This is a genomic window from Nonomuraea fuscirosea (assembly GCF_035917475.1).
In the GTDB taxonomy this organism is placed as follows: Bacteria; Actinomycetota; Actinomycetes; order Streptosporangiales; family Streptosporangiaceae; genus Nonomuraea; species Nonomuraea fuscirosea.
In genome coordinates this window covers 4,395,188-4,419,869 of sequence record NZ_CP109074.1, presented here as the reverse complement: position 1 = coordinate 4,419,869, position 24,682 = coordinate 4,395,188, and the positions used below count along the sequence as shown (strand labels likewise).

Sequence of the window (24,682 nt, the reverse complement as noted above, 5' to 3'; positions counted from 1 at the left end):
ATGACCGCACCACCCATTCCCGTCCTCTTCATCCACGGCCTCTGGCTGCACGCCACCTCCTGGTCCTCCTGGACCGAGCTGTTCACGAGCGCCGGCTACGACGCGACGGCCCCTGGCTGGCCGGGCGACGGCGAAAGCGTCGAACTATCCCGAAAAGACCCCGGCAGCATCGCCGACCACGGCATCGACGACGTCGTCGCCCACTACACGGAGATCATCAACGCTCTGGACATCAAGCCGATCCTGATCGGCCACTCCTTCGGCGGCATGATCGCCGAGAAGCTGCTCGGGCAGGATCTGGCCGCAGCCGCGATCGCGATCGACGCCGCACAGATCAAGGGGGTACTGCCGCTGCCTCTGTCGGCGCTGCGTTCGACCCTGCCGGTGTTCAAAAACCCGGCCAACAAGCACCGGGCCGTCTCCCTCACCCTCGACCAGTTCACCTACGCGTTCGGCAACGCCATCCCGGCTCAGGAAGCCGCCGAGTTGTACGAACGCTGGACCATCCCCGCGCCCGGCAAGCCGCTGTTCGAGGCCGCCGCCGCGAACTTCTCCCCCCATTCGCCCGCCAAGGTCGACACCGGCAACAACGCCCGGGGACCGCTGCTGCTGATCGCCGGCGGCAAGGACCACACCGTCCCCGAGACCGTCACCGAAGCGACGCTCAAGCAGTACCGGGACTCCAGCGCGGTCACCGAGATCCAGCGCTTCCCCGACCGCGGCCACTCCCTGACCATCGACCACGGCTGGCGTGAGGTGGCCGACGCCTGCCTGACCTGGCTCAGGGGGAACGACCTGTAGACGAGCTGAAAGCGATCCGCAGCGTTGAGCGCGATCACCGGTCAACGCTGCGGACTGTGCCGCAGAAAGGGATGTCATGGACTTGGAACTGCAGGGCAAAATCGCGGTGGTGACCGGCGCCAGCAAGGGAATCGGACTGGCCATCACCCAGGCCCTGGCCGAGGAGGGAGTCCACGTTGTCGCCGGATCACGCCGAAGCACACCCGAGCTGAAGGAACTGGGCGGAAGGGGAAGTGTGCAGGCGATCGAAGTCGATCTCGCCACCACCGCGGGCCCGGCCCGCCTCATCGCCGCCGCGCTGGCACACGGACGCCTCGACATCCTGGTCAACAACGTCGGCGCGCTCGCGCCGCGCCTGACAGGGTTCCTGAACATCACCGACGAACAATGGCTGCACAGCCTGACGCTCAACCTGATGGCGGCGATACGCACCACCCTCGCCGCGTTGCCGACCATGCTCGCGGCCGGGCACGGCAACATCATCACGATCAGTTCCGTCAACGCCTTCCTGCCCGACCCAGCAGTGATCGACTACAGCGCCGCCAAAGCCGCCCTCACCAACTTCTCCAAAGCCCTGTCGAAAGAGGTCGGGGCCCACGGCATCCGAGTCAACACCATCAGTCCCGGCCCGGTCACCACGGACCTGTGGCTCGGAGTCGAAGGCGTCGCCGCGACCGTTGCCCGGGCAAGCGGGGCCGACCCGGAAGCGGTGGCCAAGCAGACCGCCGCCCAAGCCGAGACCGGCAGGTTCACGCACCCACACGAGATCGCTGACCTGGTACTGCTCCTTTCCAGCGACCGGGCGGGGAACGTCACCGGCACCGATTTCGTCATCGACGGAGGACTAACCAAAACCCTGTGAACCTCCCGCCTGTCGCCCATCGCCCGTGTCCGTCGTCGCTTTCCCGGCCCGCCGACCGACCCCGCGACCGGCTCGACGGTCGGCTCGACGCTCGCGGCCGCTGTTGACCGTTTCCTGGAGTCCCGCACCGCGCGCGGAAATTCGAGGCGTTGCTCCCGCATCTGAACGACGGCAGCAGCGGCTGATGCTCGCGACCGAGGCCGGCTTCTGGGACACGGCGGAGTACGAACTGTCGCTCGCGCAGCCGGAGTACCACCGTGCGCAAAGGCGTCTTCGAACTCGAAGGCGGACTGTGTGCCTTGCCGGATGATCGCGTGCGACGATCCGGAGGTGAGCGCAAGCCAATGACCGAGCACGACCCAGGCCTGATGCCTGCACTCATGGCCCTGGTGGAGCCGGATGAGCGAGGAGATCCAGAGTCGCCGCTGCGGTGGACGACCAAGTCGCCGCGGCACCTGGCCGACGAGCTCACCCGGCAGGGCCACATGGTCTCGGCACCGACGGTCGGCGAGTTACTTCGCCGCAACGGCTTCAGCATGCAAGGCACGCGCAAGACCTTGGAGGGCACGCAGCACCCAGATCGAGACGCCCAGTTCCGCTTCAGCGCCGCCACGACCGCCATCTGGTGGAACCACGCCGACCACGTTCGATAACACGCGCCCCAGATAACGATGGTCCGAGCGGGAGGCAGATGTCTCACGATCGCGTCAATCAGGGGAAACACCGTTCATGATCAGCTCAATAGCGTGTGGGCCGGCACGGCGAACCCATGCCCGATGAACCGCTCACCCCACATGTCCACGTCACCGGGACCATCCTGTTCGGCCGTGGGTGAACGGCGCCCTTCCAGGGTGAAGCTCCACGACCAGGTGACACTGACCGACACCGGTCGTCAGGCGGCGTTGGCCTTCCACGCGGAGGTGGGCGCGGAGCTCAGCCGCCTGACCTCCCCCCTGCCGACCCACGATCGCGAACACTTCGGCGCCACGATGGCCGAGATCATCACCAGCTGCCGGACGTCTTCCCTCCCGGACACGCACTGATCGTGCGGCTCAGCCGAGCGCCGCATGGTGGGTGACTCGGACCCTCGGCATCAGCGCACCTACCGGCCCGGGCTGTCCCGGTAATGCTTGGGCGAGATGCCGACGACCCGGCGGAAGGCGGTGCTGAAGGCGCTTTCGGATTCGTAGCCGGTGGCGAAGGCGAGTTCGGTGATGGATCGGGTGCCGCGGCGCAGGGCGTCGCGGGCGAGGCTCATGCGCCATTGGATGAGGTATTCCAGCGGTGGGGTTCCGACCTGGGTTTTGAAGGTCGCGGCGAATGCCGAGCGTGACATGCGGCTGATGTCGGCGAGTTCCTTGAGTGTCCAGCGGTGTGCGACGTGTGCGTGCATGGCGCGGAGTGCCGCGCCGATGCCGTCGTTGTTGAGTGCTCCCAGCCAGCCGGTGGGGCGGTCGGTTTGGTCGGCGTGGGCGCGCAGCATGTGGACGAAGAGGACTTGTGCGAGGTGGTCCAGGACCAGGGAGCTGCCGAGTGCGGTGGTTTCGGCTTCGGTGACCAGCAGGTGGCTGAGGTGTGCGAGAAGTTCGCCTCGGGGGTCTGTGGCGTGGACGTGGACGAGTGGCGGCAGGACATCGAGGAGGATGTCGGCGTTGGTGTCGTCGAAGGAGAAGTGTCCTCCGCACAGGTAGGTGTCCTCCTCGGCTGGGGGCCCGATGCGTACGGCGCCGTCCGCGGCGGTGTCCCACAGTGGTTTCGCGGCGCGGGGTGTCGCGGTGAGCTCGCTGGCCAGCAGGTAGGGCGGGGGATTGCCCAGGAGGTAGAAGTCACCTTCCGTCAGCAGCACTGGTTCGTGTCCTTCGAGGGCGAGCCAGCATTGGCCGCGTGCGACGACGCCGAGACTGACATGCGGATACGGCTCGAAGCGCACCGCCCACGGTCCCGCCGCGTGAAGGCCGACTTTGACCACGGTGCGGGGGCGCAGGAGACCGATGGCGTCGGCGATCGGGTCGCTGGAGCCGAATGCGGACGCCGCAGTGGACGATGCATAAGGAAATGGAGACTCCACGTTATGGATCGTACCGCTTGGATGGTGCAGCATCGAGTACGTGAGCAGCACGCTGGGCTCAATCTCCACGCTCATATCTCCGGGCAACCCTCTGGGACAGATCCCGGGCGCGTTCCAGCAGTGGACAACCGCAATACAGAACTGAGGAAAGACATGTCGACTATCGGATTGATCGGCGCGGGCAAGATCGGCTCCGGCCTTGCGAGAATGGCGATCGGCGCTGGGCACCACGTGGTTCTGAGCAACTCGCGGGGGCCGGAGTCCCTCGCCGATCTGGTCGCCGGACTCGGCGAGCGGGCCCGCGCGGCGACCCCGGCCCAGGCCGCGCTCGCCGGCGACCTCATCGTGGCGAGCCTGCCGCTGTACGCCCTCCAAGACGTCCCCGCCGCGGAACTGGCCGGCAAGGTGGTCATTGACACCAGCAACTCATTCTCGAGACGTTGGCTGACCCCGAGGCTCCCTGGCAAAAGCCGCCATCCACCCTGGCCAGCACGACATAGCCTCTGCGTTGCGCGCTACCGCTGATTCCTGCGGACTTCCTCCTCGACCCCCGATCAGGGTGAGGCCCACCACCGCGGATGGGCGCCGTGCTTGATTCCCAACCCCGGCGTGTCATCAGAACAACTACACAAGGTTAGGAAAGCTCACTCAGGGTAGCTATCGGGTTGCCGACTTCCGCTCGACGGGCTGCCTTCCCTCACCCCGTCACGGCGCCACGTCGAGGCAGGAGCGGCGGACCGGTCGATCACGTGATCGCAAGGATCACGAACCGAATGGAGAACCCCCATGGCCTTTTCCGCTGCCGACCGCCTGCGGATGCGCTTCGAACTCCTCGACGTCAACGGCAGCGGCACGCTGACGTCCGCCGACTTCGAGCTCTACGCCGCGCGCGTCTGCCGTGTGCTGGGCGTGCCCGCCGGCGCCCCCGCGGCCCAGGCGCTCTCGGACGGGTGCCGGCGCTTCTGGACCGGGCTGGCCGCGGCCGCCGACCTGGACCGGGACGGGCAGGTGAGCTACGCGGAATATCGCGCGTTCTCCCACGACGACATCTGGTTCGCCGAGTACGGCGAGGCGTATGTGGCGGCGGTGTCCACCGTCTGCGACCTGGACGACGACGGCCTCATCGAGCGTGACCACTTCCTCGGCCTGCACAGCGCCGCCGGCTTCCCGCTGTCGTACACGGTGAAGCTCTTCGACGACCTCGACGGCGGCGGGACCGGCCGGGTGAGCACGGCCGGTTTCGCCGCGTTCCTGCGCGAGTTCTACACCGGCGCCGGCGAGCTGCTCTGACGGGCCGATCGGACGAGGAGCGGGGACCGCGCTCTCATGCTGGTGTGCGGCGATCGCACGGTGAGCCGCGCCGAGTTGACGGCGCTGGCGGCCGAACGGGCGGCCGGGCTCGCGGCCCGCGGGATCGGCGAAGGCGATCTCGTCGGGCTGTGCCTGCCCAACGGCCTGGAGTGGGTGGTGACGTACCTGGCGCTGGCGCGGCTCCAGGCGTGCTGCGTGCCGCTCAACGCGGCGTCGGCGGTCGCGGAGATCATCCATGTGGTCCATGACTGCGGGCTACGGGCGCTGTTCGTGTCCGCAGACCGGGCCGAGGCGCTGGCGGGCGTGGACCAGGTGCTGCTCTGCCCGGACGGCGCGGTTCCCCGGGACCGGCCGGTCCCATCGCGCGGACAGACGGCGCCGGCCGGCGCCGCCTGCCTGGCCTACACCTCGGGCACGACGGGGTCGCCCAAGGGGGTGATCCAGACGTGGCGGGCGGTTCGCGCGGGCGGCGCCAACCTGGCCGGACGGCTGCGGCTCGGGCCGGAGGATCGGGTGGTGACGGCGCTGCCGCTGGCGCACACGTACGGGACGAACGTCTTGAACGCGGCGCTGCGCAGCGGCGCCGGCCTGATCCTGCTGGAGCGCTTCGACGTGGCGGCGATGGCGGAGCGGGCGGCCCGGCACGCGGTCACCGTTGTGGCGGGCGTGCCCGCGATGTACCGGCGGCTGCTGCTGGAGCCGGACGCGCGGCTGCCCCGGTCGCTGCGGTGCGGCCTTTCCGCCGGCCAGAGCGCCGGGGAGGACCTGGCCATGGCCTGGGAGGAGCGGACCGGCGCCCCGTACGTGGAGGGATGGGGGATGACGGAGCTGGGCGGCATGGCCACGCTGGCCGCGCCCGAGCTGGCCGGTCGCCACGGCACGGCCGGAACGGCGCTGCCCGGCGTGCGGCTGCGGGTGCGGGCGGACGGGAACGTGGCGCCGCCCGGCACGCCGGGCGAGCTCCAGGTGCACGGCCCCATCGTCACGCCCGGCTACTGGAACGCGCCCGACCGCAGCGCCGAGGCGATCGGCGCGGACGGGTGGCTGCGGACCGGGGACGTCGGCGTCATCGCCGCCGACGGGCGCGTCCGGATCCTCGACCGGATCAAGGACGTCGTCCTGTGCGGCGGCTATTCGGTGTTCCCCGCCGAGCTGGAACGTGCCATCCACCGGCATCCTGCGGTTCGTGACGTCGCCGTCGCCGGGCTGCCCGATCCGGTTCTGGGCGAGATCCCGTGCGCGTGGGTGGTAGCCGGACACGGGGCCGCCCCCGCCTTCGACGAGATCGTCGGGCACTGCCGGGCGCTGCTGGCCCCGTACAAGCTGCCGCGCCGGATGGTCCTCGTCCCCGGCCTGCCGGTCACCGCGACCGGCAAGGTCGACAAGCGTGCCCTGACCCTGACCACCTCCGCTGAGGAGCCGTATGTCGCTGGATGACCGATTCGGGCTGCACGGCCGTACCGCACTCGTCACCGGGGCCTCGCGGGGCATCGGCGCGGCCGTCGCCCGCGTGTTCGCCGCCGCGGGCGCCGACGTGGCCGTGATCGGACGCTCCCGCCAGGACCTGGAGTCGGTCGCCGCGGCCGTACGGTCGCACGGCCGCCGGGCCGTGGCGGTCGAGTGCGACGTCACCGACGCGGCCAGGATCGAGTCCGCGTGCGCCACCGTCGAGGAACGGCTCGGCCCGGTCGACATCCTGGTGAACAACGTGGGCGGGCCCGTCTTCCAGGCGTCGCTGCTGGACGTGCGCGACGACGGCTGGGAACGGGTGCACAACCTCAACCTCACCAGCGCCTTCCGCTTCGTCCGGCGACTGGCGCCGGGCATGGCCGAACGGCGCCAGGGGGTCATCGTGAACATCGGGTCGATCGCGGCGGTCCGGCCCTGGCCGGAGATCGCCGCCTACGGAGCGGCCAAGGCCGGCCTGCGCCACCTCACCGAGGCCCTGGCCGGCGAACTCGGGCCGCAGGGGGTACGGGTGAACACGGTCAGCCCGGCGTGGATCGACACCGCGGTCAACCGCGCCTACGTCACCGACCCCGCGCTCTCGGAGACGGCCCTGGACCTGGTGCCACTGGGCCGCTGGGCGAGCCCGGACGAGGTCGCGACGGTGGTGACGTGGCTGGCCTCACCGGCGGCCTCCTTCGTCACCGGGGCCGACATCCCCGTCGACGGAGGCTTCGCGGTGGCCATGCCTTCGGGCGCGCGGGCCGCGCTGAGCAGGGTACGCCCCGCCGAGGAGGCCAGGGCGTGATCGACGGACCGCTCATCGTGGGCGCGGGCCCCGTGGGGTTGTCGGCCGCGCTGCTGGCGCGGGCCCGCGGACTGCCCGCCCACGTGGTGGAGCACCTGCCCGCCGGCGCGGCCAAGCCGGGCAGCCGGGCGATCTTCCTGCACCGGCAGACGATCCAGACCCTCGCGGCCGCCGCTCCCGGCCTCGCCGACCGCATGGTGCGGGAAGGGCTGGTGTGGGCGGGACGCGCGACGTACTGGGCCGGACGACGGGTCCATCACCGCCGCCACGCGCCGATGCCCGCGGGGCTCGCGCCGTACGTGTGCCTGCCGCAGCCCAGAGTGGAAACGCTGCTGCGCGAGACGGCCGTGCGGGCCGGCGTCACGTTCGCCTGGCACGCGCGGGCCGACGAGGTGACCCTGCTGGACGACTCCGTCCTGGTCCGCGCGACCGACGGCAGGCAGTGGTGTGCGGCGTTCGTGGTCGCCGCCGACGGGGCCGGATCGACCGTACGGCGCCGGCTGGGCATCCGGATGGACGGCGACGCCCGTGGCCACGCGTTCGTCGTCGTGGACGTCGCCGACGATCCCGCCCGGCCGCTGCCCGCCGAACGGGTCTTCCACTACCGCCACCCGCGCGCCGCGGGCCGCAACGTGCTCGTCGTCCCCTTCGCCGGCGGTCACCGTGTGGACCTGCAGTGCCGTGCCGACGACGATCCCGCGGCGCTCGCGGCCGACCCGTCCGCGTGGCTGCGGCCCTTGCTGCCGGCCGGTCACGCGGGCGAGATCACCTGGTCCTCCCACTACCTGTTCCGCCAGGCGGTCGCCGAGACCTTCACCTGCGGGCGGGTCCTGCTGGCCGGGGAGGCCGCGCACCTGTTCGCGCCGTTCGGCGCGCGCGGGCTCAACTCGGGCATCGCCGACGCGGCCGCCGCCGTCGACGCCATCGCCTCCGTCGTCCAAGCCGGCCTCGTGCGCCCTCGTGCTGTTTTCGGCACCGACGGCCCTGGTGCCGCCCTCCGCACCGACAGCTCTGGTGCGGCTCTCGGCGCACTCGCCGGCTACGACCGGGTCAGGCGGGCCGCCGCCGAACGTAACCGCGCGGCCGCGGGCAAGGCGCTGGCGCACCTGACCGCCGCCGGCCCGCACCGCCGGGCCGCGCAGCGCGCCGCCGCCGTCGCCGCCCGGGTCCTGCCCCGGGCCGGAGCCTGGCTCGACCGCCGGCCCTTCGGTCCCCGCGACGCCGGCATCCCCGGCAGCCTCTACTGAACGTTCACCCCTGTGAGGTTTTCCATGCTCCAGCGGATCGCGCCGCTGCCCGTCAGCGCCGAGGCCTTCACCGACCCCCGTACCCGAGCCCTCCTCTCCCATCCCGGCAGCACCACCTGCCTGCTCGAACACCTCCTGAACGACCGCCTGACGGTCAGCGCCCTGGAGGTGTCCCGGGCGGCGGTGGGCCGGACGTGCCCTGACGCGGCCGCACCCCTCGGCCTGCCCGCTGACGCTCCCGTCCTGGTCCGCCGCACCACGCTCGGCATCGCGCGCCGGCACGTCTCCCGCAACCTCGTCCTGGCCCCGCTCGGCCGGCTGCCCTGGGCCGAGCGGCTGCTGCGCTCATGCGCCGCGCCGCTGGGACCGCAACTGCCCCAGCCACATCACCGCCGGCCGCTGGGACTCGGCGTGAACGCGTGGAGTCCGGGACGCGCCGCCGCCTGCAGGTGGTACCTCATCATCGACCCCGGCAGCGCTCAGCCGGCCCTCTTCATCCGGGAGACCTTCAACCCACGGCTCTTCGATCCCGCGACCGCATCGAGATCGCCGAGGGAGTCAGCCTAGGATCTGGCGATCACCCGTCTGACGCTCCAGGTCGGTGCGGCAGCCCGCTGAACGCCCGGAAACGGCCGCGCGAACTCAGTACGTGATGAATCCGTAGAGGGCCAGATGGTTCGACTTCGTGCTGCTCACCGTGTGGCCGATCGGCGAGGGCAGCACGGAGCCCTTGACGAAGAGGTAGTCGATCTTCCTGGAGCCCATGGTCGCCTTCGTGCCGTGACCGGTCATCCCGAAGCCGCTGAGCGTGGTGGCGGCGATGTTCGTGCGATTGGCGTCGATCCCGATCACGCGGATGGCCGAGGCGTTCATCAGGGCGGTGGCGTCCGCGCCGACGTGGATGCCGGAGTTTCCGATGCCCGTGGTGCCGGCGCCCGCGCACGCGTTCTGGCCGTTCTGCTCGGGAAGGTGCATGGTCGCGGCGAAGACCGCCGTGCCCGTCTCCCTGATCGTGAACTTCGCCGCGATGGCGCTAGTCCGCTTCCACTTGTGCGCGTTGGTGCTGCCACTGTCGTTGTTCGGCGGCTTGTACAGCGTGCACCCGGCGCCGCCGGCGTACGACGTGCCGGGCTTGAGCCAGCCGGCGCTCCAGTACTTCGAGACGTCGCCCGAGGCGAGGCTCAGCGTCCGGGTGTTGTAGATGAGCGCGTTGGTCTGCTTCTTCTTCAGGTCACCGAGCTCTTGCTGGCTGCACTTGTGCGTGCTGCCCCACGGCTCGGGGTCGTCCCAGGCCACGATCGCCTTGTACGTGCCCGCCGGATAACCCACCTTGACCGAGAGCTGGTCGGCGTAGGCCGAGGCCTGCCCGGTGCCGCGTACCTGCTGCACGATCAGGAGATCGGGCGCCCGCACACCGGAGGTCCCCGTCCGGCCTTCGTCGTCGACCAGCATCGAGGTGAGGTGCGCGGGGCCGGAGATCCGGGTGCACGAGCCGTCGGCGTTGTTCGTCACCAGGTTCTCGAGGTTGTTGCTGTAGACCCGTAAGACCTGGTCCGCGGCGGTCGCGGGCCTCTCGTGCGCCCATGCGGCCGAAGTGGTGGTGGTCATGGTGAGTACGGCGGCGAGCGCCATCGCGCCAGGCGCGCGGTGATCGAACGACATGATCGCAGAGTAACCACAACCCGGCTCCGACGGCAGATACCAGGCCCGGCGGATCAGGACAGATCGACCAGAGTGACGCCGCGGAGTACGTCTGCCGCCCGTCGCCTACGCGACGTCGGGCCGGGTCATGAGGGGGGAGCGCAGGTGCAGCGTCAGGTCGGGGCCGGTCAGGGGCACGGTGCTCCACGTCGCCGTCGCCGTCCCCGCGCCGACCACCAGCCGGACCCGGTGCGGGGTGGTGATGACGTAGAGGTCGGCGACGAACGTGTCGCCCTGCCAGGCGCCGGTCGCGACGACAGGGCGGCCGAGCGGCGAGCTCTCCCGCCACTGGCCGTGGCCGGCCTCGACGGTGAGGAGCGATCCGAAGCGCAGGAGCCAGCCGCCGTCCACGGGATCGACGATCACCGCGGTCCCGTCGGGCAGAGCCGAGTCCTCGGCGGAGGCGTCCAGTCTCGCCTTGGCGGAACGTTCAGGGGCGGCCGAGCCGGGCACCGGCGCGAGGGACAGCCGCCGCAGCCGATCGGTGAGGATCGCGTCGTCGCCGGCGTCGTCCGCCTGGCCCACGCCCGGCAGCAGGCACTCCCAGACGGCGTCGAGCACGGCCTGGGCGTCCCCTTGGGCGGTCACGGCGACCACGAGATCGTGCGACGGGACCACCAAGCACTGCTGACCGAAGGCGCCGTGACCGTGGTAACCGTGACGCGCCATCCAGAACTGGTACCCGTAACCGCGGCTGAAGTCGGCGTCGCTCGATCCGTCCTCGAACGGCCGGCAGTCGATGTGCCGGCTGGTCGCCAGCTCCACCCAGGCGCGGGGGACGAGCTGCCGCTCGCCCCAGAGACCTCCGCGCCGCAGCAGCTCACCGAAGGCGGCGACGGCTTCGGTCGTGAGGTGCAGGCCGTGGAATCCGAAGGCGGCGCCGCTCGCGACCCGGTCCCATTCGGCGTGGCCGACGCTCATCGGCCGGAAGAGGCGCTCGTCGAGCAGTTCGGGGAGGCCGCGGCCCGTGACCCGTTCCACCATCCGGGCCAGGACGAAGGTGGTCGCGTTGTCGTAGGCGTGCCGTGTCCCCTCCGGCTCCGGGAACCGTACGCGCAGAAAGCCCTTCACAAGGTCGGACGGTTCGAGCCGCCAGGCCTCCTGGAGGCTGTCCTCGACGTGCCCGGTCGTCATGGACAGCAGGTGGTGCACGGTGAGACGGCGTCCCTGCTCCGAGACATCGACCGGCACGTGCTCGGGCAGCACGTCCACCACCCGGTCGTCCAGCGAGAGCAGCCCGTCCGCGATCGTGAGGCCCACGGCGATCGAGGTGAACGACTTGGTCAGCGAGTAGAGCAGGTGCGGTCGTCCGGCCGAGTACGGCGCCCACCAGCCTTCGGCGACGACGTGACCGTGGTGCACGACCATGAGGGAGTGACACTCGACGGCTCGCGCTTCGAGCCGGTCCAGCAGCGCGGTGATCGAACGGGACGACATCCCCGAAGCGGCCGGTGTCGAGCGCGGCAGGAGGGTGCGCGGAGTGGACATCCGGACACCCTAACGAACCCACCGAATCCGCCCCATCGATTTCTCGGACCGTGCCGGGGGAACGCGGTCAGCCGCGTGGTTCGGCATGCTGCCGCCGCGCCCCGGCGAGGAGCCGGGCAAGCCCAGGAGCACGGCGACAGGACCCTTTCATGGGCTGAGCTGGCCATGATGATCATGGCGGGTCTGCTGGTCTACGCCGACCTGGTCAACCCGCTCACACTGGCCAACTGACGGCACGGCCGGCGCCGCCCGCCTGGTCCGTTCCGTTCCGCTCCGTGAACCTTCTCGCCTCCGTACCCGACTGTGCCGGGTGACGGGTGGGCGCGACCGCGCCCACCCGAACGAAACGGGAGTACGGACTGTGAGGAATGAGCCGTGGTGAGCGTTACCGGCAGCGGTGGGCGCTGTGTGACGCCGGCATCGTGGTGCCCTCCCCGGAGCCAGGGGCGCGCTGGTCGCCCGGGAGTTCGAGGCCGAGACCCATCAGCTCGCCTGGACCCAGAGCCTGTCGAGAGGGCGCTGGCTGGCGGCCGTCCTCTCCCTGACCGGAGTCGCCTACCTGGCGATCCGGCACCGAGTCTGACCAAGGAGGACCTGATGGCGCACAACCCGAAGTTCATCCGCCGCCGGCTGGGTGCGAAAGCTCTGGTCGTGGTGACCGTGCTCGTCGCCGCGGTGCTGCTCGCCGGGGTGCTCATGCTGCTGAGCTGAGACCTTCCCGCCGCGGACCTGCTATGATGATCACCTCACTTGAGCCTCTTCGGCCCGGACCCGCGTCCGCCGGAGAGGCTTTTTTCGTGCCCGGACCCGATGGCCGGGACCTGATCTCTCGCGGAGGAACGATCATGCACACCTTCAGGCTCGGCGACCTCACCGTCAACCGGATCGGGTTCGGCGCGATGCGGCTGACCGGCCGCATCGCGTTCGGCTCCGGCGCGCCGGGGGACCGCGACCGTTCGATCGCGGTGCTGCGGCGCGCGATCGAGCTCGGGGTCGACCACATCGACACCGCCGCCTTCTACTTCTCGCCGAGCCTGTCCGCGAACGAGCTGATCAGGCAGGCGCTCACCCCGTACCCCGACGACCTGGTGATCGCCACGAAGGTGTGGCCGGCGCGGGACGCCTCCGGCGCCTGGCACTGGGCGACGCCCGAGCAGTTGCGCGGGCAGGTGGAGGAGAACCTGCGCGAGCTCGGCCGCGACCACCTCGACGTGGTCAACCTGCGGGTGCCGCCGAGCCGGCGGGACGGCTCGATCGCCGAGCACTTCGGCGCGCTGGCCGGCCTGCGCGAGGCCGGTCTGATCCGTCACCTGGGCGTCTCCAACGCCACCCCCGCCCAGCTGGCCGAGGCGCAGGCCATCGCGCCGGTGGTGTGCGTACAGAATCCCTTCGGCGTCGGCGCGCCGGCCGGCCAGCGGGAGATGCTGCGGATCTGCGGTGAGCAGGGGATCGCGTTCGTGCCGTTCTTCGCCATCGCCGGTGCCGGGCGTGAGGCCGGGGCCACCGCGCCCGAGCACGAGAGCGTGCTGGCCGTCGCGCGCGCCCACGGCGCGACGGCGGCGCAGGTCCGGCTGGCCTGGACGCTGCGGCAGGGGCCGCATGTGCTGGCCATCCCCGGCACCGGCGACCCCGCCCACCTGGCCGAGAACGTGGCCGCGAAGGATCTGCGGCTGTCCGGCGAGGAGGCGGCGCTGCTCGACCGGATCGGATAGCCGCCGGGCCGGGCCATCACGGGGCGGCCTGCCGGGCCGGATCGTCACCGCGGCCTGCCGGGCTGGGCTCGGGTGGAGCTGTCAGGGCGACAAGCGGGTTGACGTCCGGTCGAGTGGATCCCGACCATCGGTGGATGCGTCTTCCCCGCGTCAAACCCGAGCACGCGCCGCACCGTCTCGCCGACGGCACCATCAGGCTCGGCGGAGCCCTGTACGGCATCGCCTCCGAGATCACCGATGCCGACGGGTGGGCGTGGGCCGCGCTGACGCTCATGGACGGCACCCGTACCCCCGCCGACGTCGCCGCCGGGCTGCGTGCCGCCTTCCCCGTCCTGACCGGGGAGGACGCCGGCGACATCGTCGAGACGCTGCTCGCCTCCGGCCACGTGGAGGAGGCGGGACCGGGCGCCTGCGAGCAGCTGAGCGAACGGGAGAAGGAGCGTTACAGCCGCAGCAGGGACTACTTCCGCTGGGTCGACCTCACCCCGCGCGACCACGGCTGGGAGCCGCAACTGCGGCTCAAGGCCGCCCGCGTGGTGGTGCTCGGCCTCGGCGGGACCGGCAGCCACGCCGCCTGGTCACTGGCCGCCGCGGGGGTCGGCCGCCTGCACCTGGTCGACCCCGACGTCGTGGAGCTGTCGAACCTCAACCGGCAGATCCTCTACACCGAGGCCGACCTGGGCCGGCCCAAGGCGGAGGTGGCGCTGGACCGGCTGCGCCGGGTCAACTCCGACATCGAGATCACCGCGGGAACGGCATCGGTGGACGGTCCGGGGACGCTGGCGCGGCTGATCGACGGGTTCCACGTGCTGGCGCTCTGCGCCGATCTGCCGCGGGAGCCGTACGGGATCCAGACCTGGGCGAACCGCGCCTGCGCGGCGGCCGGGATCCCGTGGGTGAGCGGCGGCTACCACGGGCCGCTGGTCAGCGTGGGCGTCTTCGGTCCCGGCGGGCCCTGCTTCGAGTGCGTGCGCGCCGGGATCGCGCCGCAGCCCGGCGGCGGGTACGCCTGGCCGGGCGTCACGGGGGCGTCGGCCGGGCTGTCGGGGCAGCTCGTCGCGTACGACGTGCTCGCGCAGGTGACCGGCGTGTCGAGCGTGCCGCCCGGCTATTTCCACGGGGTGACGCTGCTGGACCCGGACGGGCACGTGTACGCCAGGCACCCCTCGCGGGACGGTTGTGAGATCTGTTCTTGATCGGAAGGGCTGGAGATCATACTCTCACGGTTGCCGTTCCCGACCTCGATCGGTGAGGAGTGCGATGAGCAACATCCCAGTCCGGCAGGACCGGCAGGAGCGGAACCAGAAGAAGATCGTCGTCCGCAGGCTGGGCAAGTCAGGAGCCGCCGCGGCGCCCAGCCACGGCACCTCCAACTGATCGCCCGGAGGTGAGCAAGGGAGACGGCGGGTCCGCCCGAGACGCGGTCGGTCCCACCCCCGGCGCGGCTCCTGCCGTCTCCGCCTCCGTTGTCGCCGCGGCATTGGTCCTGCCCGGCGGCTCGTACGGTTCCGCGCAGAAGTAGCGGTTGAGCGCGTCGAGGACGCCCAGCAGCATGGGCGCGATCCCGGGATCGCCGCGATGCAGGTTGACCGACACCGTCATCCGGCGCTCGCCGGTGGCGTCGGCGAAGCTGAAGGTCAGGTAGCCGGGGATGGCGCCGGTCGCGCCCCACCGTTCGCCGCAGGTGAGCCCCACCGACTCCAGGCCGAGCCCGTACCGGGGGAAGATCGGGGCCTGGGGCGTGCCGACGCCGGTGCGCATCTGCTTCAGCAGGGCCGGGCCGACGAGCCGGCCGCCGAACAGCGCCTGGTAGAAGCGGTTCAGGTCGCGGGCGTCGGACACCACGCCGTACGCGGCCCAGGCGAACGACGGGTTCAGCCGGGTGATGGGCCGCGGCGCGCCGGTCTCGCCGCCCGCGGGCAGGTAGTAGCCGGTGGCGTGCGGGCCGCGGATGCCCCGCTCGGTCCCGGGCAGGTAGGAGCGGGTCATGCCGGCCGGGCGGAAGATCCGGCGGTCGAGTTCGGCGCTCAGCCGGTGGCCGGTCACCTGCTCCACGAGCAGTCCGAGCAGGATGTAGCCGGTGTTGGAGTAGGAGAAGCGGCCTCGTTCCGGCTGGGGGAGCCGTTCTGCCTCGTCGATGAGCCGCTGCGGGGTGTAGGTCCGCTTTCCGTACCACTCGGGATCGGTGAACTCGGGCGCCTCGTCGTAGGTGGCCAGGCCGCCGGTGTGGTTGAGCAACTGCCGTACGGTGATCAGGTCGCCGTCCTCGATCCGGCCGGGCAGCCGCTCGCCGATGCGCTCGTCCAGGCTCAGCCGGCCCTCCTGCACGAGTTGCAGCACGACGGTGGCGACCATGCTCTTGGTGACGCTGGCGACGCGGAAGCGCGCCTCGCGCGGCACCGGCTCGCGGGTGTCCAGGTCTGCGGTGCCGCTAGTGCCGATCCAGGTGCCGCGCTCGTCGTCGATCCTGGCCAGGACGCCGGGGGCGCCGGCGGCCACGGTCGCGTCGAGCGCCTGCCGCAGCCCGGCGGGCTCTTCGTGCGTTGACCGGGCCGAACTGGAGGCCGGCGTCTGGGTGGACAGCAGGCTCGCGGCGACGAGCGCGGCGATAACCGCGCGTTTACCGTTCATGGGGTGAGATGCGTCTTCCTGGCGGAGGTCGTGGGAACGATCTCCATCCTGGCGACGCGTACGGCCGTTTCCCTCCGCACAGGTGACGATCTCCGCCTGCGACCGGGGTCGCACCGTCGTACGACTCCGGGCTGACAAAGGCTGCTTTAATGAGTGGCGCGGCCGCCGCGGCCACTATTAACGTCTTATCCATCGGAACACGTCAGGAAAGGCCAGTCATGCTGATCGCAGCCATCGAGTACGAGCGCGAACGACGCCGTCGTCAGCGTCGCGCCGCGCTCGCCAGACGGGGCCCCGGATAATCCCGCAGAGGATTCCTCCGGAGGCCGCCAGGTGACGCACCAGGCGGCCTTTCCTTTACCCGCATCTCGCGGCTGAACAATTGCACAGCGGAACATCAAGGGCTGATGGTGAAAAGGCATCACACCTGCCTTGCAAGCAGGAGTTCGGGTTTCGAGATCCCGTCGGTCCACGTTTCAAGCGTCCGTGGCCCAATGGCAGAGGCACCGGTTTAAGGAACCGGACGGTGCGGGTTCGAATCCCGCCGGACGTACGCACCTCCTTAGCGGAGGCTCGCCCCGTTGGTCCAGCGGTCAGGACGCCCGGCTTTCACCCGGGAAATCGCCGGTTCGAGTCCGGTACGGGGTACTGCGGCCTTACAGCTCAATGGGATAGAGCGCCGGCGATCGCCGCGATCTTGATGCCCAGCGTGATCGGCATCCAGATCAGCCAGGGCAGCAACCAGCGAGCCGCAGCGGCTGAGTAGCGGGAGAACACCACCACCGTGGCAGCGGCGAGCAGGAGGCCGGTCGCGTCGGTGACGGCGATCGAGCGCAGGCCGTCGGCCAGCCAGAACAGGTTGGGCTGGAGATAGCCGGCGATCAGCACGGTCAGGGGTACGGTGACGTCGCTTCCGCGTGGCGCCCGGCGCCAGAGCTGCCATGCCGCGGCCCCCATGCCGGCTTTGATCACGAGCCAGACCGCGATGAAGACCCCGGGAGGAACGGGGACCCGGTCCATCTCGAGATCGGTGGCGAGCTCGGGGTTGAGCGTGAAGGCGAGCGCCCCTGGAATCTGCCCGATGAGCACGGGAACAAGGACGAAGAGGAGCCCGACCGGCCAGAAGCGCGAGCGAGCTGCGCCTGCCTCGCGGTAGCGGACGTCGGCCGAGGCGTTCATCAGGATTCCTTCCGTCTGCTGGTGGCCGCGCCGCCGGCGAGCTTGGTGAGCAGCGCGTGCAGGCTCTGCCGTTCCTCAGGCGTCAGCGGGCCGAAGAACTCGCCCGAGATGCGTTCGCTGACCTGCTCGGCGTCCCGGATCTTCCGCACGCCCGCCGGCAGAAGGTGCACCTCCACCGCACGCCGGTCGCGTGGGTGAGGACGCCGCTCCGCCAGGCCCATGGCCTCCAGCTCGTTGACCAGCGTGACCATCACGGGTTTGAACACACTCAGCCGCTCGCTGAGCCGCGACTGAACCAGCGGGCCGTTCTGGAGCTGGGTCAGCACGCCGAGGTGAAGCGGCTTGAGCCCTGTCTCGGCCAGCACCTCCTCGTACTGCTCACCGGCTCGGGCGGCGACCCACGACAGCAGGAAACCGGTCGAGCGCGCCAGCTCCTCGGGGGGACCCTCGCTTCGGGCATCGCCGAACATGCCATCGTTAAAAACCATAACGTTATTCAGATTAACGTTATCTGAGCCACCACGTCAACAGCTGCGATGTCGGGTCGTTGGGGCGCGCAGCGCCGGCCTGCGACGGGCGGTCAGGCGGCGGCGTCGCGTGGAGGGCGGTGCTCGACGTCGGAGCCGGCTGCCCCGCCGTACGCGGCGATCTTGTAGTCGACGGCGACCAGCGACAACGTCAGCTCGCGCAGCCGCCGCACGATCGTGGCGCGGTGCTCGGCCAGCATGGCCGTCCGCTCGGGCACCGTGTGTTCGCCCGCGTCCACCAGCTCGATGTAGTGCCGCAGCTCGCGCATGGACATCCCCGACAGCCGCATCCGGGTCAGGAACACCAGCCGTCGCACCGCGCCGGCGTCGTAGACCCGGTGGCCCTGGCTGTCCCTGGCCACGGTGACCAGCCCGGCCCGCTCGTAGTAGCGCAGCGTGTGCGCCGAAAGGGCGAGCCGGTCGGCGACCTCGGCGATCGTCATCGACGATGGCACCTCGGCCAGGTCGGTGATGTCGTGGATCGCCTCCGCCGTGGGCTGGGCGTCGCCGAGCGCGTCGAGGACCTTGGTCATCAGGTCTCCAGTGGCCATGACCGCCGGCTTAGACGGGCCGGGCCGAGGCGGGCGCGTCGGCGAAGTCGGCGGCCCGGGCGACCTCGGCCCAGCGGGTGGTCTCGGCCAGGCCGCGCCGGTGGAGGCCGGAGATGCGCTCGACCGCCTCACGTCCGAGCGGCAGCCGCAGCGGCACCTCCTCGCCGTGCACGAGCGAGACGATGATCTCCGCCGCCCGCGCCGGGTCGCCTTCCTGGCGGCCGTCGGTGCCGGCCATGTCGGCGCGCACGGCGGCCAGCGCCTGGCGGTAGGTCTGCGACGGCTCGGCGAACTCCAGCACGCCGGCGCCGTTGAAACCGGTGCGGAACCGGCTCGGCTCGACGATCATCACGCGGACGCCGAACGGCGCGACCTCGCCGGCCAGCGCCTCCGACCAGCCTTCCAGGGCGAACTTCGACGCCGAGTAGGCCGACACGCCGGGGAAGGACATGCGCCCGCCCTGGCTGCTCATCTGCACGATGGTGCCGGAGCCACGCGCGCGCATGCCGGGCAGTACCGCCCGCACGAGGGCGGCGGGGCCGAACAGGTGCAGGCCCATCAGGTCGCGCAACTGCTCGTCGCCGACCTCCTCGACCGCTCCGACCACGGCCCGTCCCGCGTTGTTGACCAGCACGTCGACCTGGCCGAACCGGTCGAGCGCGGCCTGCGCGAGTGCGGGCGCGGCGGCGACGTCGCGGACGTCGAAGGGGATGGCCGCGAAGGCTCCCGGGTGCGCGTCCGCCAGGTCGGCGACGCTGCCGGGGGTGCGTACCGCGGCCACGACGTCGCCGCCCGCCGCGAGAGCGGCCTCGGCCAGTGCGCGTCCGAGGCCGCGGGATGCGCCGGTGATGATCCATGTCCGTTTCGTCATGAACGTGACGCTAGGACTTCGAGCGCGCTCTAACGCAAATCACCCTGCATCAGGTGATCTACCCGCCTACGGGCCGGCATTCTCCGCGTGACGGTCGATGCCGAGGGTGGCGATGAGGTCTTCGTGGAGCTGGAACCAGACCCGGTGGCAGGAGTCCACGTCGGTCTTGTCGATCCAGTTGTGCTCGCCGCGCATGCCCCGGCGCAGTGCCGCCGCGTAGCGAGCCATATATCCGTCGAAACGTGGGAGCACCTTTTTGAGGCGATCGGCCAGAGGGGCGAGCTCGGCGCCGAGTGCCGTCAGTTCGTCGAGTACGCCCCCGTCCCATGCATCGTCGCTGTGATCGTTGGGCGCGAACTGGTCGGTGTCGGTCGGCCTGATCTGCCAGTCGGTGACCGCGCGCACCAATCGCGCGTTGAGCGGGAGAAAGGCCCGATAAACGGCTGCGATCGCATTCTCGGGGTCGGCGTGCTCGCGCTCGGCCGTGAGCTGACGTTCGTTCTCGATTTTCCCCGTGTCGGTCAGTGACCAGCCACCGAGGTCCGCGAAGGCGAGGTGCTGCACCCAGCCCGCACGTTCGGCCTCGCGCAACAGGCGAAGTGTTTCGGCCGGTCCCGTTCCGGCGCGCGCGGCGATCACTTCGCCGTCCGCGTAACCGACGAGTCGTACCGCGTGCAGGACGAGCAGTTCCGGCGCCGACTGGTCGCTCATGCTCGTTTGTCCTGCCGGGCGGTGAGCCGGTTCACATACTGCTGGCACGCTTGCGGAGAGTTGAAACCCATGGCGTCCGCGATCTGCGCCCAGGTCAATCCCGCGCTGCGGGCGACGAAGAGCAGCCCGGTCTCCACGCCCTCGATCTCGGCCCGTGCCGCCGGGATCAGCGCGAGCGCGCTCAGCAACTCGTCGGGGCCGAGGTCCGCGGCTCGCCAGAGCGCGTACTGCGCCAGGTCGGCCGCCGGAGGGGGAGCCGGGGCGGGCCGCCACGGGCGCGGTTCGAGGTGATCCGCACCGATGGCCATGATGCGCTCCCGGGCGTCGCGTTCCCGTTGCGCCTGCGCGTGGTCGGCGCGGCCGGCACGGTCGAGGTCGTGCTTGCGTTCCATGCGCCCCATCCTGTTAGCATCAACATAATGTTGTCAATTTAATGTTGATAGGTGATGCGATGCTCACGGCACTCGCCGACGCGACTCATGCGAACTGCGGCGGGAAGGCGGCGACGCTGGGCCTGCTGCTGCGCGAAGGGCTGCCGGTGCCCGACGGGTTCGTCGTTCCGCATGGCGGCGCGCAGGGCGTGCGGGTCACCCGGCCTCTTCGCGCGGCGGTCGCGCGGGAGCTCGCACGTCTGGGCGACCCCGTGGTGGCCGTACGTTCGTCGGCCTTGAACGAGGACACGGCGGACGCGTCGGCGGCGGGCCAGTACGAGAGCGTGATCGGCGTTCGGGGGAGCGCGGGCGTGTGCGAGGCGATAGCCGCCTGCTGGTCGTCGGCGAATGCCGCGAGGGTGAACGACTACTGGAACCGGGCGACGGTCGGCGCCGGGGCGTCCTGTCCCGGGATGGGCGTTCTCGTGCAGCGCGTGATCGGGGCCGAGATCTCGGGGGTCATGTTCACGCCCCAGCGGCCGGGAGAGCCGACCCGGATCGAAGCGGCCTGGGGTCTTGGTCTTGGCGTCGTGGGCGGAACCATCAACCCCGACACCTATGAGGTCGCGGCAGACGGATCCATCCGCTGCACGGTCGGCGGCAAACGAACCCGCATCGACCTCGACCCTGAGCACGGCGGCGTCGTCGAAAGCGCCGTCGCGGCGGAGCAGCAGAAGGCGCGGACACTGGACGACGCCACGACGGCGATTCTGGCGGAGCTCGGGCGTCGGATCGCGGAAATTCAGGGCGGCCCGCAGGACGTCGAATGGGCCGTCGCGGACGGCGTCGTATGGGTGCTGCAAGCGCGCCCGATCACCGCCTCACTTCCCGCCCTCCGAGTTTCCGCATCGCCTTTCCCCGCCCGCGCGTTGACGGGAACGCCGGGATCACACGGAAAGGTCATGGGGGCCGCTCGTCTCGTTCGTGGCCCATCGGACTTCAAAGCCGTGCGGCCTGGCGAAATCGTGGTCTGTCCGTACACCGATCCGGCCTGGACGCCGTTGTTCACGATCGCCGCCGGCGTCGTCACCGAAACCGGCGGTGCGCTCTCACACGCCGCGATCGTCGCCCGCGAGTACGGCATCCCCGCCGTACTCGGCGTGGCCGACGCGCTGAACCGGATCGAGAACGGTCACCGGATCGCCCTCGACGGAACCGCGGGAACCATCACCCTGCTGTGAAAGGACCGCGCGTTCATGGCGACCCGGTATCTCTACCTCGCCCGGCACGGCCACGCCGACGCTCTCGGCAATCTCACCGGCACCGGCCGCGAACAAGCCCGGTCCCTGGGAAAGCGTCTCGCGCACCTTCCCATCGACGCCGTCTGGCACTCCCCGCTCCCACGAGCCGCCGACACAGCCCACGAAATCGACCTGTTCTTCAGCGGCATCACCTCCGTCGCCGAGGCCCCTGAACTCATCGACCACGTACCCTATGTGCCGGAATTGGAGGAGACTCCGCCGTCATGGAGGGCATTTTTCGACGGCTACTCCCCGGAGGACGCGGCTGCGGGCCGTGAAATCGCCCGTAGTCTCACCGCTCGATTCGCCCACGCACCCGAGCAGCAGAACGACGAACACGAACTCCTCATCACCCACGCTTATCCGATCGCGTGGCTCATCCGTGACGCCCTCGACGCACCACCCGTACGCTGGCTCGGGCTCAGCAGCGCCAACGCCGCTCTCACCGTCATCGAATACCGGCCGGGCGCGCTTCCGAGCATCGGCATGTTCAACGACATGAGCCATCTACGCCCCGAACTCCGCTGGACCGGATTCCCGAAGGCTCCACACCCCTGAATCACTGTGGCCCCTCAGTTCGCCGGGTGAGGAACCGCTCGAACGTCAGCAGATCCGGATGCCGCCGGCGCAGGGCCGCGATATCGGCCTGGTATCCCCTCTTCGGCTCGGCTTGTCCCGCTTGACGGGCAGCGCCAGGAGCCGCTCGCCCACGGCGTCGGCGTAGGCAGCAGGTTGTTCATGAAGAACGCCGACCGCAGGATGGTGGCGGGCACGCCGAGGGCCAGGATGTGCTGTTCGATCTCGGCCTTGCTCTCGAAGTGGTCGATGCCGGTCCCGCGTTCGGCGCCGCCCACGAAGCTGCAGACCAGGTGGGTGACGCCGCTGTCGCGGGCGATGCCGGCCACCGCCTTGCCGGCACTCCGCTCGCCGGGTAGCCCCGGTGCATTGCTGCACCGGGGCCCCCTCAGAACCGTGCGTGCCACTCGTCGCGGCACACGGCTCAAGCAAGCCGCGAAGGGCGGTTCAGGTGCGCTGTGCTGAGCTCCTGCGCAGGCGGGCGAGGTGGCCGCGATGGCAGGAGGCGTGAACAAGGCGGGTCTGGCCATCGCCGGTCGGACCGGGCCGTCCATGGTGCGTCAGATAGTCGGCTGCTACCGCGCGTCGGACGACGTTCAACCACCATCGCGCCCATTGTTCAGGCGATTCGGGTGGCTGATCCGCCGTGAGCAGGTGGTCTCCGTAGAGCGAGCAGCGGCCGTCCTGCTTGGTGAGCAGGCGGAGGCTGTAGCGATCGAGCGGAGGCTTCACCCGAGCACGCCGTTTGGCCCAGTACTCGGCCAGGGCAGGGTCATCGGGGGATGCTCGGCCCAGGACGAGCATGTGTCGGACGATGGGGGTCCAGGCGAACTTGGTGAGGTAGGCGCCGGTCTCCTGGTCGCCGAACACCCACCAGTCGTTCCTGAACTTGTTGAACTTGCCGTAGTACCGGTCGACGATCCAGCGCCTCGGCTTGTTCGGATGGCCGCACTTGGCCCACTTGAAGGTGAGCCTCCATACGTAGTTGTCCAGGGCGGTGAACACCTTGGACGAGACCATGCTGCGGTAGTAGGCGGCCCAGCCCCGCGCGATGGGATCGAGCCGGGCGATGACCGCCTGCGCATTCGAGCCGCGCAGGCTGCGCATTTCGGCCGCGAGTCGCAGCTTCAGCCGCCTGACCGCCGAGGGGCTCGGTGTGGTCAGCGTCTTGCCGTTGGGATAGCGGCGGATGAGGACGCCCAGGAACTCGAACCCCTGGGTGAGGTGAACGATGCGGGTCTTATCTTCATTGAAGACCAGACCCCTGGGTCTCAGCCACTGGGCAAGGCGTGCCTTAACCTGTTCGGCCTGCTGCCTGGAGTGGCACAAGGCGATCATGTCGTCGGCGTAGCGGACCACTATCGGGCGTCCTGCCACCGTCTCTCCGGCATGGCAGCCGTCCGTTCGGTAGCTGACCCCGGCGGCTTCTTCCAGCCCGTGCAACGCGACGTTCAGCAGGCACGGGGAGATCACGCCGCCTTGAGGGGTGCCCTCGTCGGTCGGTGAGAATCCCGTGCTCTTCTCGAACACCCCGGCCTTCAGCCAGTCCCGGATCATGTCCCTGGCGGGGAAGGATCCGATGGCCTCCAGAAGCCGGGTGTGGTCGATGCGATCGAACGCCGCCGCCAGGTCCGCATCCAGTACCCACATCCGTTTCGCCAGCTTCTGACTGGTGGCCTGGAAGATGGACTGGATCGCGTCTTGGCAGCTCCGGCCTGGCCGGAACCCATACGATCGGGGCTCGAACCGGGCCTCCCACTCGGGTTCCAGCGCGTTACGGACCCGTGCCTGATGACATCGGTCCATGATCACCGGAATGCCGAGCGGGCGGAGCTTGGCGGGGTTGCTGACTTTCGGGATGTGCACCCGCCTGACCGCGCGCGGCTTCCAGGAACCGATCGTGGCGTGCACACGCACCGCCACCCCGGCCCTGGCCTCGGAGGTCAGCGCGACCTCCCCGTCGATGCCCGCGGTCTTGCGGCCGGCATTGCGCTGCGTCACCTGCCGCACGCTCACCAGCGTGTTGGCCCGGCTGCGCAGCATCAGCTTCTGCAGGTTCCTGACCTTGGGCCAGTCCTCCTCCTGAACCGCCTTGAAGATCCTGCGCCGCAGCCGCCGTACCTGCTCTTCCTGCGCCCGCCAGTCGATGGTCTCCCACTTCTCGGCGTCCAGGCGCAGCAGATCCTCGGGTCCGTTCACCATGTGGCGTCCAACTTGTCCCTCGGCTCCAGCGGAGTCGGTGCTTCGTCGTCAAAGGCTCACCTGCCCACGTCAGCGCCCTTTCGGGCCCGGGCACCGTGCCCGGTATCCGGCCGGTTATCCGAGACCGTCGCTGGAGGAAGCGACCTTGCCGTCCCGGTCTCCCGCTGCCTTTCGGCCGCCGGCCTTGGCTTCTTGGGCATCCTGTTCCCGCCGGGGAGTTCAGCTCTCCTCACGGTCGGCCTACCGCTCAGGTCAAACCTGGAGCGGACCCCGACGGAGTTTCCATGTTCCGCACGCATAAGACACGGCTGGGATCGG

At 70.2% G+C, this 24,682-nt stretch carries 25 protein-coding genes, 3 tRNA genes and 1 pseudogene; 17 read left to right on the top strand and 12 right to left on the bottom strand.

Annotated features, from left to right (window positions below; translation table 11 throughout):
- The 4 genes and pseudogenes from OIE67_RS20220 to OIE67_RS20205 all read left to right on the top strand — a co-directional run bounded on the left by OIE67_RS20220 (window position 1) and on the right by OIE67_RS20205 (window position 2,706).
- Window positions 1-801, top strand: coding sequence for an alpha/beta hydrolase (locus tag OIE67_RS20220; RefSeq protein ID WP_326642564.1), 801 nt, complete (start codon window positions 1-3; stop codon window positions 799-801).
- A gap of 76 nt (window positions 802-877) precedes the next feature.
- Window positions 878-1,663: an oxidoreductase gene (locus OIE67_RS20215; protein ID WP_326642562.1), complete on the top strand. Its 786-nt coding sequence runs from the start codon at window positions 878-880 to the stop codon at window positions 1,661-1,663.
- Between the two features lie 149 nt (window positions 1,664-1,812).
- Window positions 1,813-2,265: pseudogene (locus OIE67_RS20210) on the top strand (ISAzo13-like element transposase-related protein); the annotation flags it as partial.
- 249 nt (window positions 2,266-2,514) lie between these two features.
- Complete coding sequence (locus OIE67_RS20205; protein ID WP_326642561.1) at window positions 2,515-2,706, top strand: hypothetical protein; 192 nt, start codon at window positions 2,515-2,517, stop codon at window positions 2,704-2,706.
- A gap of 59 nt (window positions 2,707-2,765) precedes the next feature.
- On the opposite strand, the gene OIE67_RS20200 is transcribed toward OIE67_RS20205, so the two are convergent.
- Entirely contained in the window at window positions 2,766-3,782 is a 1,017-nt protein-coding gene (locus OIE67_RS20200; protein ID WP_326642560.1) for an AraC family transcriptional regulator, read from the bottom strand.
- Between the two features lie 102 nt (window positions 3,783-3,884).
- Between OIE67_RS20200 and OIE67_RS20195 the strand changes: the two genes are divergently transcribed.
- The 6 genes from OIE67_RS20195 to OIE67_RS20170 all read left to right on the top strand — a co-directional run bounded on the left by OIE67_RS20195 (window position 3,885) and on the right by OIE67_RS20170 (window position 9,110).
- Window positions 3,885-4,256, top strand: coding sequence for an NADPH-dependent F420 reductase (locus OIE67_RS20195; RefSeq protein ID WP_326642558.1), 372 nt, complete (start codon window positions 3,885-3,887; stop codon window positions 4,254-4,256).
- A 261-nt stretch (window positions 4,257-4,517) separates the two neighbouring features.
- The gene (locus tag OIE67_RS20190) at window positions 4,518-5,021 is read left to right on the top strand and encodes an EF-hand domain-containing protein (protein ID WP_326642556.1); all 504 of its coding nucleotides are present in this window, start codon (window positions 4,518-4,520) and stop codon (window positions 5,019-5,021) included.
- 36 nt (window positions 5,022-5,057) lie between these two features.
- Entirely contained in the window at window positions 5,058-6,479 is a 1,422-nt protein-coding gene (locus tag OIE67_RS20185; protein WP_326642554.1) for a class I adenylate-forming enzyme family protein, read from the top strand.
- A complete protein-coding gene (locus tag OIE67_RS20180; RefSeq protein WP_326642552.1) occupies window positions 6,466-7,296 on the top strand; it encodes an SDR family NAD(P)-dependent oxidoreductase in 831 nt (276 codons plus the stop codon). Before OIE67_RS20185 ends, OIE67_RS20180 begins: the two co-directional genes overlap by 14 nt.
- Window positions 7,293-8,543 carry an FAD-dependent monooxygenase gene (locus OIE67_RS20175; protein ID WP_326642550.1) on the top strand — a complete coding sequence of 417 codons (1,251 nt, stop codon included), beginning with the start codon at window positions 7,293-7,295 and terminating at the stop codon, window positions 8,541-8,543. Before OIE67_RS20180 ends, OIE67_RS20175 begins: the two co-directional genes overlap by 4 nt.
- 24 nt (window positions 8,544-8,567) lie before the next feature.
- Complete coding sequence (locus OIE67_RS20170; protein WP_326642548.1) at window positions 8,568-9,110, top strand: hypothetical protein; 543 nt, start codon at window positions 8,568-8,570, stop codon at window positions 9,108-9,110.
- A gap of 75 nt (window positions 9,111-9,185) precedes the next feature.
- Here OIE67_RS20170 and OIE67_RS20165 read toward each other — a convergent pair whose 3' ends face one another.
- Together OIE67_RS20165 and OIE67_RS20160 are read right to left on the bottom strand one after the other, a co-directional pair.
- The gene (locus tag OIE67_RS20165; protein WP_326642546.1) at window positions 9,186-10,205 is read right to left on the bottom strand and encodes a hypothetical protein; all 1,020 of its coding nucleotides are present in this window, start codon (window positions 10,203-10,205) and stop codon (window positions 9,186-9,188) included.
- A 105-nt stretch (window positions 10,206-10,310) separates the two neighbouring features.
- Window positions 10,311-11,732 (bottom strand): serine hydrolase domain-containing protein, encoded by a 1,422-nt coding sequence (locus OIE67_RS20160; protein WP_326642544.1) that lies wholly within the window; start codon window positions 11,730-11,732, stop codon window positions 10,311-10,313.
- Between the two features lie 845 nt (window positions 11,733-12,577).
- Between OIE67_RS20160 and OIE67_RS20155 the strand changes: the two genes are divergently transcribed.
- Together OIE67_RS20155 and OIE67_RS20150 are read left to right on the top strand one after the other, a co-directional pair.
- On the top strand, window positions 12,578-13,444 hold the full coding sequence (locus OIE67_RS20155; protein WP_326642542.1) for an oxidoreductase: 867 nt from the start codon (window positions 12,578-12,580) through the stop codon (window positions 13,442-13,444).
- 134 nt (window positions 13,445-13,578) lie between these two features.
- Window positions 13,579-14,640: a HesA/MoeB/ThiF family protein gene (locus tag OIE67_RS20150; protein ID WP_326642541.1), complete on the top strand. Its 1,062-nt coding sequence runs from the start codon at window positions 13,579-13,581 to the stop codon at window positions 14,638-14,640.
- A 139-nt stretch (window positions 14,641-14,779) separates the two neighbouring features.
- On the opposite strand, the gene OIE67_RS20145 is transcribed toward OIE67_RS20150, so the two are convergent.
- On the bottom strand, window positions 14,780-16,075 hold the full coding sequence (locus OIE67_RS20145; RefSeq protein WP_326642539.1) for a serine hydrolase domain-containing protein: 1,296 nt from the start codon (window positions 16,073-16,075) through the stop codon (window positions 14,780-14,782).
- 401 nt (window positions 16,076-16,476) lie between these two features.
- Between OIE67_RS20145 and OIE67_RS20140 the strand changes: the two genes are divergently transcribed.
- The 3 genes from OIE67_RS20140 (at window position 16,477) to OIE67_RS20130 (ending at window position 16,723) form a co-directional block, all read left to right on the top strand.
- Window positions 16,477-16,547, top strand: a tRNA-Ala gene (locus OIE67_RS20140).
- An 8-nt stretch (window positions 16,548-16,555) separates the two neighbouring features.
- A tRNA-Leu gene (locus tag OIE67_RS20135) sits at window positions 16,556-16,628 on the top strand.
- A 22-nt stretch (window positions 16,629-16,650) separates the two neighbouring features.
- A tRNA-Glu gene (locus OIE67_RS20130) sits at window positions 16,651-16,723 on the top strand.
- 15 nt (window positions 16,724-16,738) lie between these two features.
- Here OIE67_RS20130 and OIE67_RS20125 read toward each other — a convergent pair.
- The 6 genes from OIE67_RS20125 to OIE67_RS20100 all read right to left on the bottom strand — a co-directional run bounded on the left by OIE67_RS20125 (window position 16,739) and on the right by OIE67_RS20100 (window position 20,306).
- Window positions 16,739-17,254 carry a TspO/MBR family protein gene (locus OIE67_RS20125; RefSeq protein WP_326642536.1) on the bottom strand — a complete coding sequence of 172 codons (516 nt, stop codon included), beginning with the start codon at window positions 17,252-17,254 and terminating at the stop codon, window positions 16,739-16,741.
- Window positions 17,254-17,724, bottom strand: coding sequence for a MarR family winged helix-turn-helix transcriptional regulator (locus OIE67_RS20120; protein ID WP_326642534.1), 471 nt, complete (start codon window positions 17,722-17,724; stop codon window positions 17,254-17,256). The genes OIE67_RS20125 and OIE67_RS20120 overlap by 1 nt, the downstream gene beginning before the upstream one ends.
- Window positions 17,725-17,834: 110 nt before the next feature.
- Complete coding sequence (locus OIE67_RS20115) at window positions 17,835-18,332, bottom strand: MerR family transcriptional regulator (RefSeq protein WP_326642532.1); 498 nt, start codon at window positions 18,330-18,332, stop codon at window positions 17,835-17,837.
- Window positions 18,333-18,342: 10 nt separating this feature from the next.
- Entirely contained in the window at window positions 18,343-19,203 is an 861-nt protein-coding gene (locus OIE67_RS20110) for an SDR family NAD(P)-dependent oxidoreductase (RefSeq protein WP_326642530.1), read from the bottom strand.
- Between the two features lie 66 nt (window positions 19,204-19,269).
- A complete protein-coding gene (locus tag OIE67_RS20105; protein ID WP_326642528.1) occupies window positions 19,270-19,914 on the bottom strand; it encodes a transcriptional regulator in 645 nt (214 codons plus the stop codon).
- Window positions 19,911-20,306: a DNA-binding protein gene (locus tag OIE67_RS20100; protein WP_326642526.1), complete on the bottom strand. Its 396-nt coding sequence runs from the start codon at window positions 20,304-20,306 to the stop codon at window positions 19,911-19,913. The genes OIE67_RS20105 and OIE67_RS20100 overlap by 4 nt, the downstream gene beginning before the upstream one ends.
- 59 nt (window positions 20,307-20,365) lie before the next feature.
- Between OIE67_RS20100 and OIE67_RS20095 the strand changes: the two genes are divergently transcribed.
- A complete protein-coding gene (locus OIE67_RS20095) occupies window positions 20,366-21,526 on the top strand; it encodes a PEP/pyruvate-binding domain-containing protein (RefSeq protein WP_326642524.1) in 1,161 nt (386 codons plus the stop codon).
- Window positions 21,527-21,541: 15 nt separating this feature from the next.
- On the top strand, window positions 21,542-22,144 hold the full coding sequence (locus OIE67_RS20090) for a histidine phosphatase family protein (RefSeq protein ID WP_326642522.1): 603 nt from the start codon (window positions 21,542-21,544) through the stop codon (window positions 22,142-22,144).
- Between the two features lie 14 nt (window positions 22,145-22,158).
- On the opposite strand, the gene OIE67_RS55760 is transcribed toward OIE67_RS20090, so the two are convergent.
- Window positions 22,159-22,692, bottom strand: a complete 534-nt coding sequence (locus tag OIE67_RS55760) for an NmrA family NAD(P)-binding protein (RefSeq protein WP_456094161.1) — start codon at window positions 22,690-22,692, stop codon at window positions 22,159-22,161.
- Complete coding sequence (locus tag OIE67_RS20080; protein WP_326642439.1) at window positions 22,610-24,364, bottom strand: reverse transcriptase domain-containing protein; 1,755 nt, start codon at window positions 24,362-24,364, stop codon at window positions 22,610-22,612. Before OIE67_RS20080 ends, OIE67_RS55760 begins: the two co-directional genes overlap by 83 nt.
- Between the last annotated feature and the right edge of the window lie 318 nt (window positions 24,365-24,682).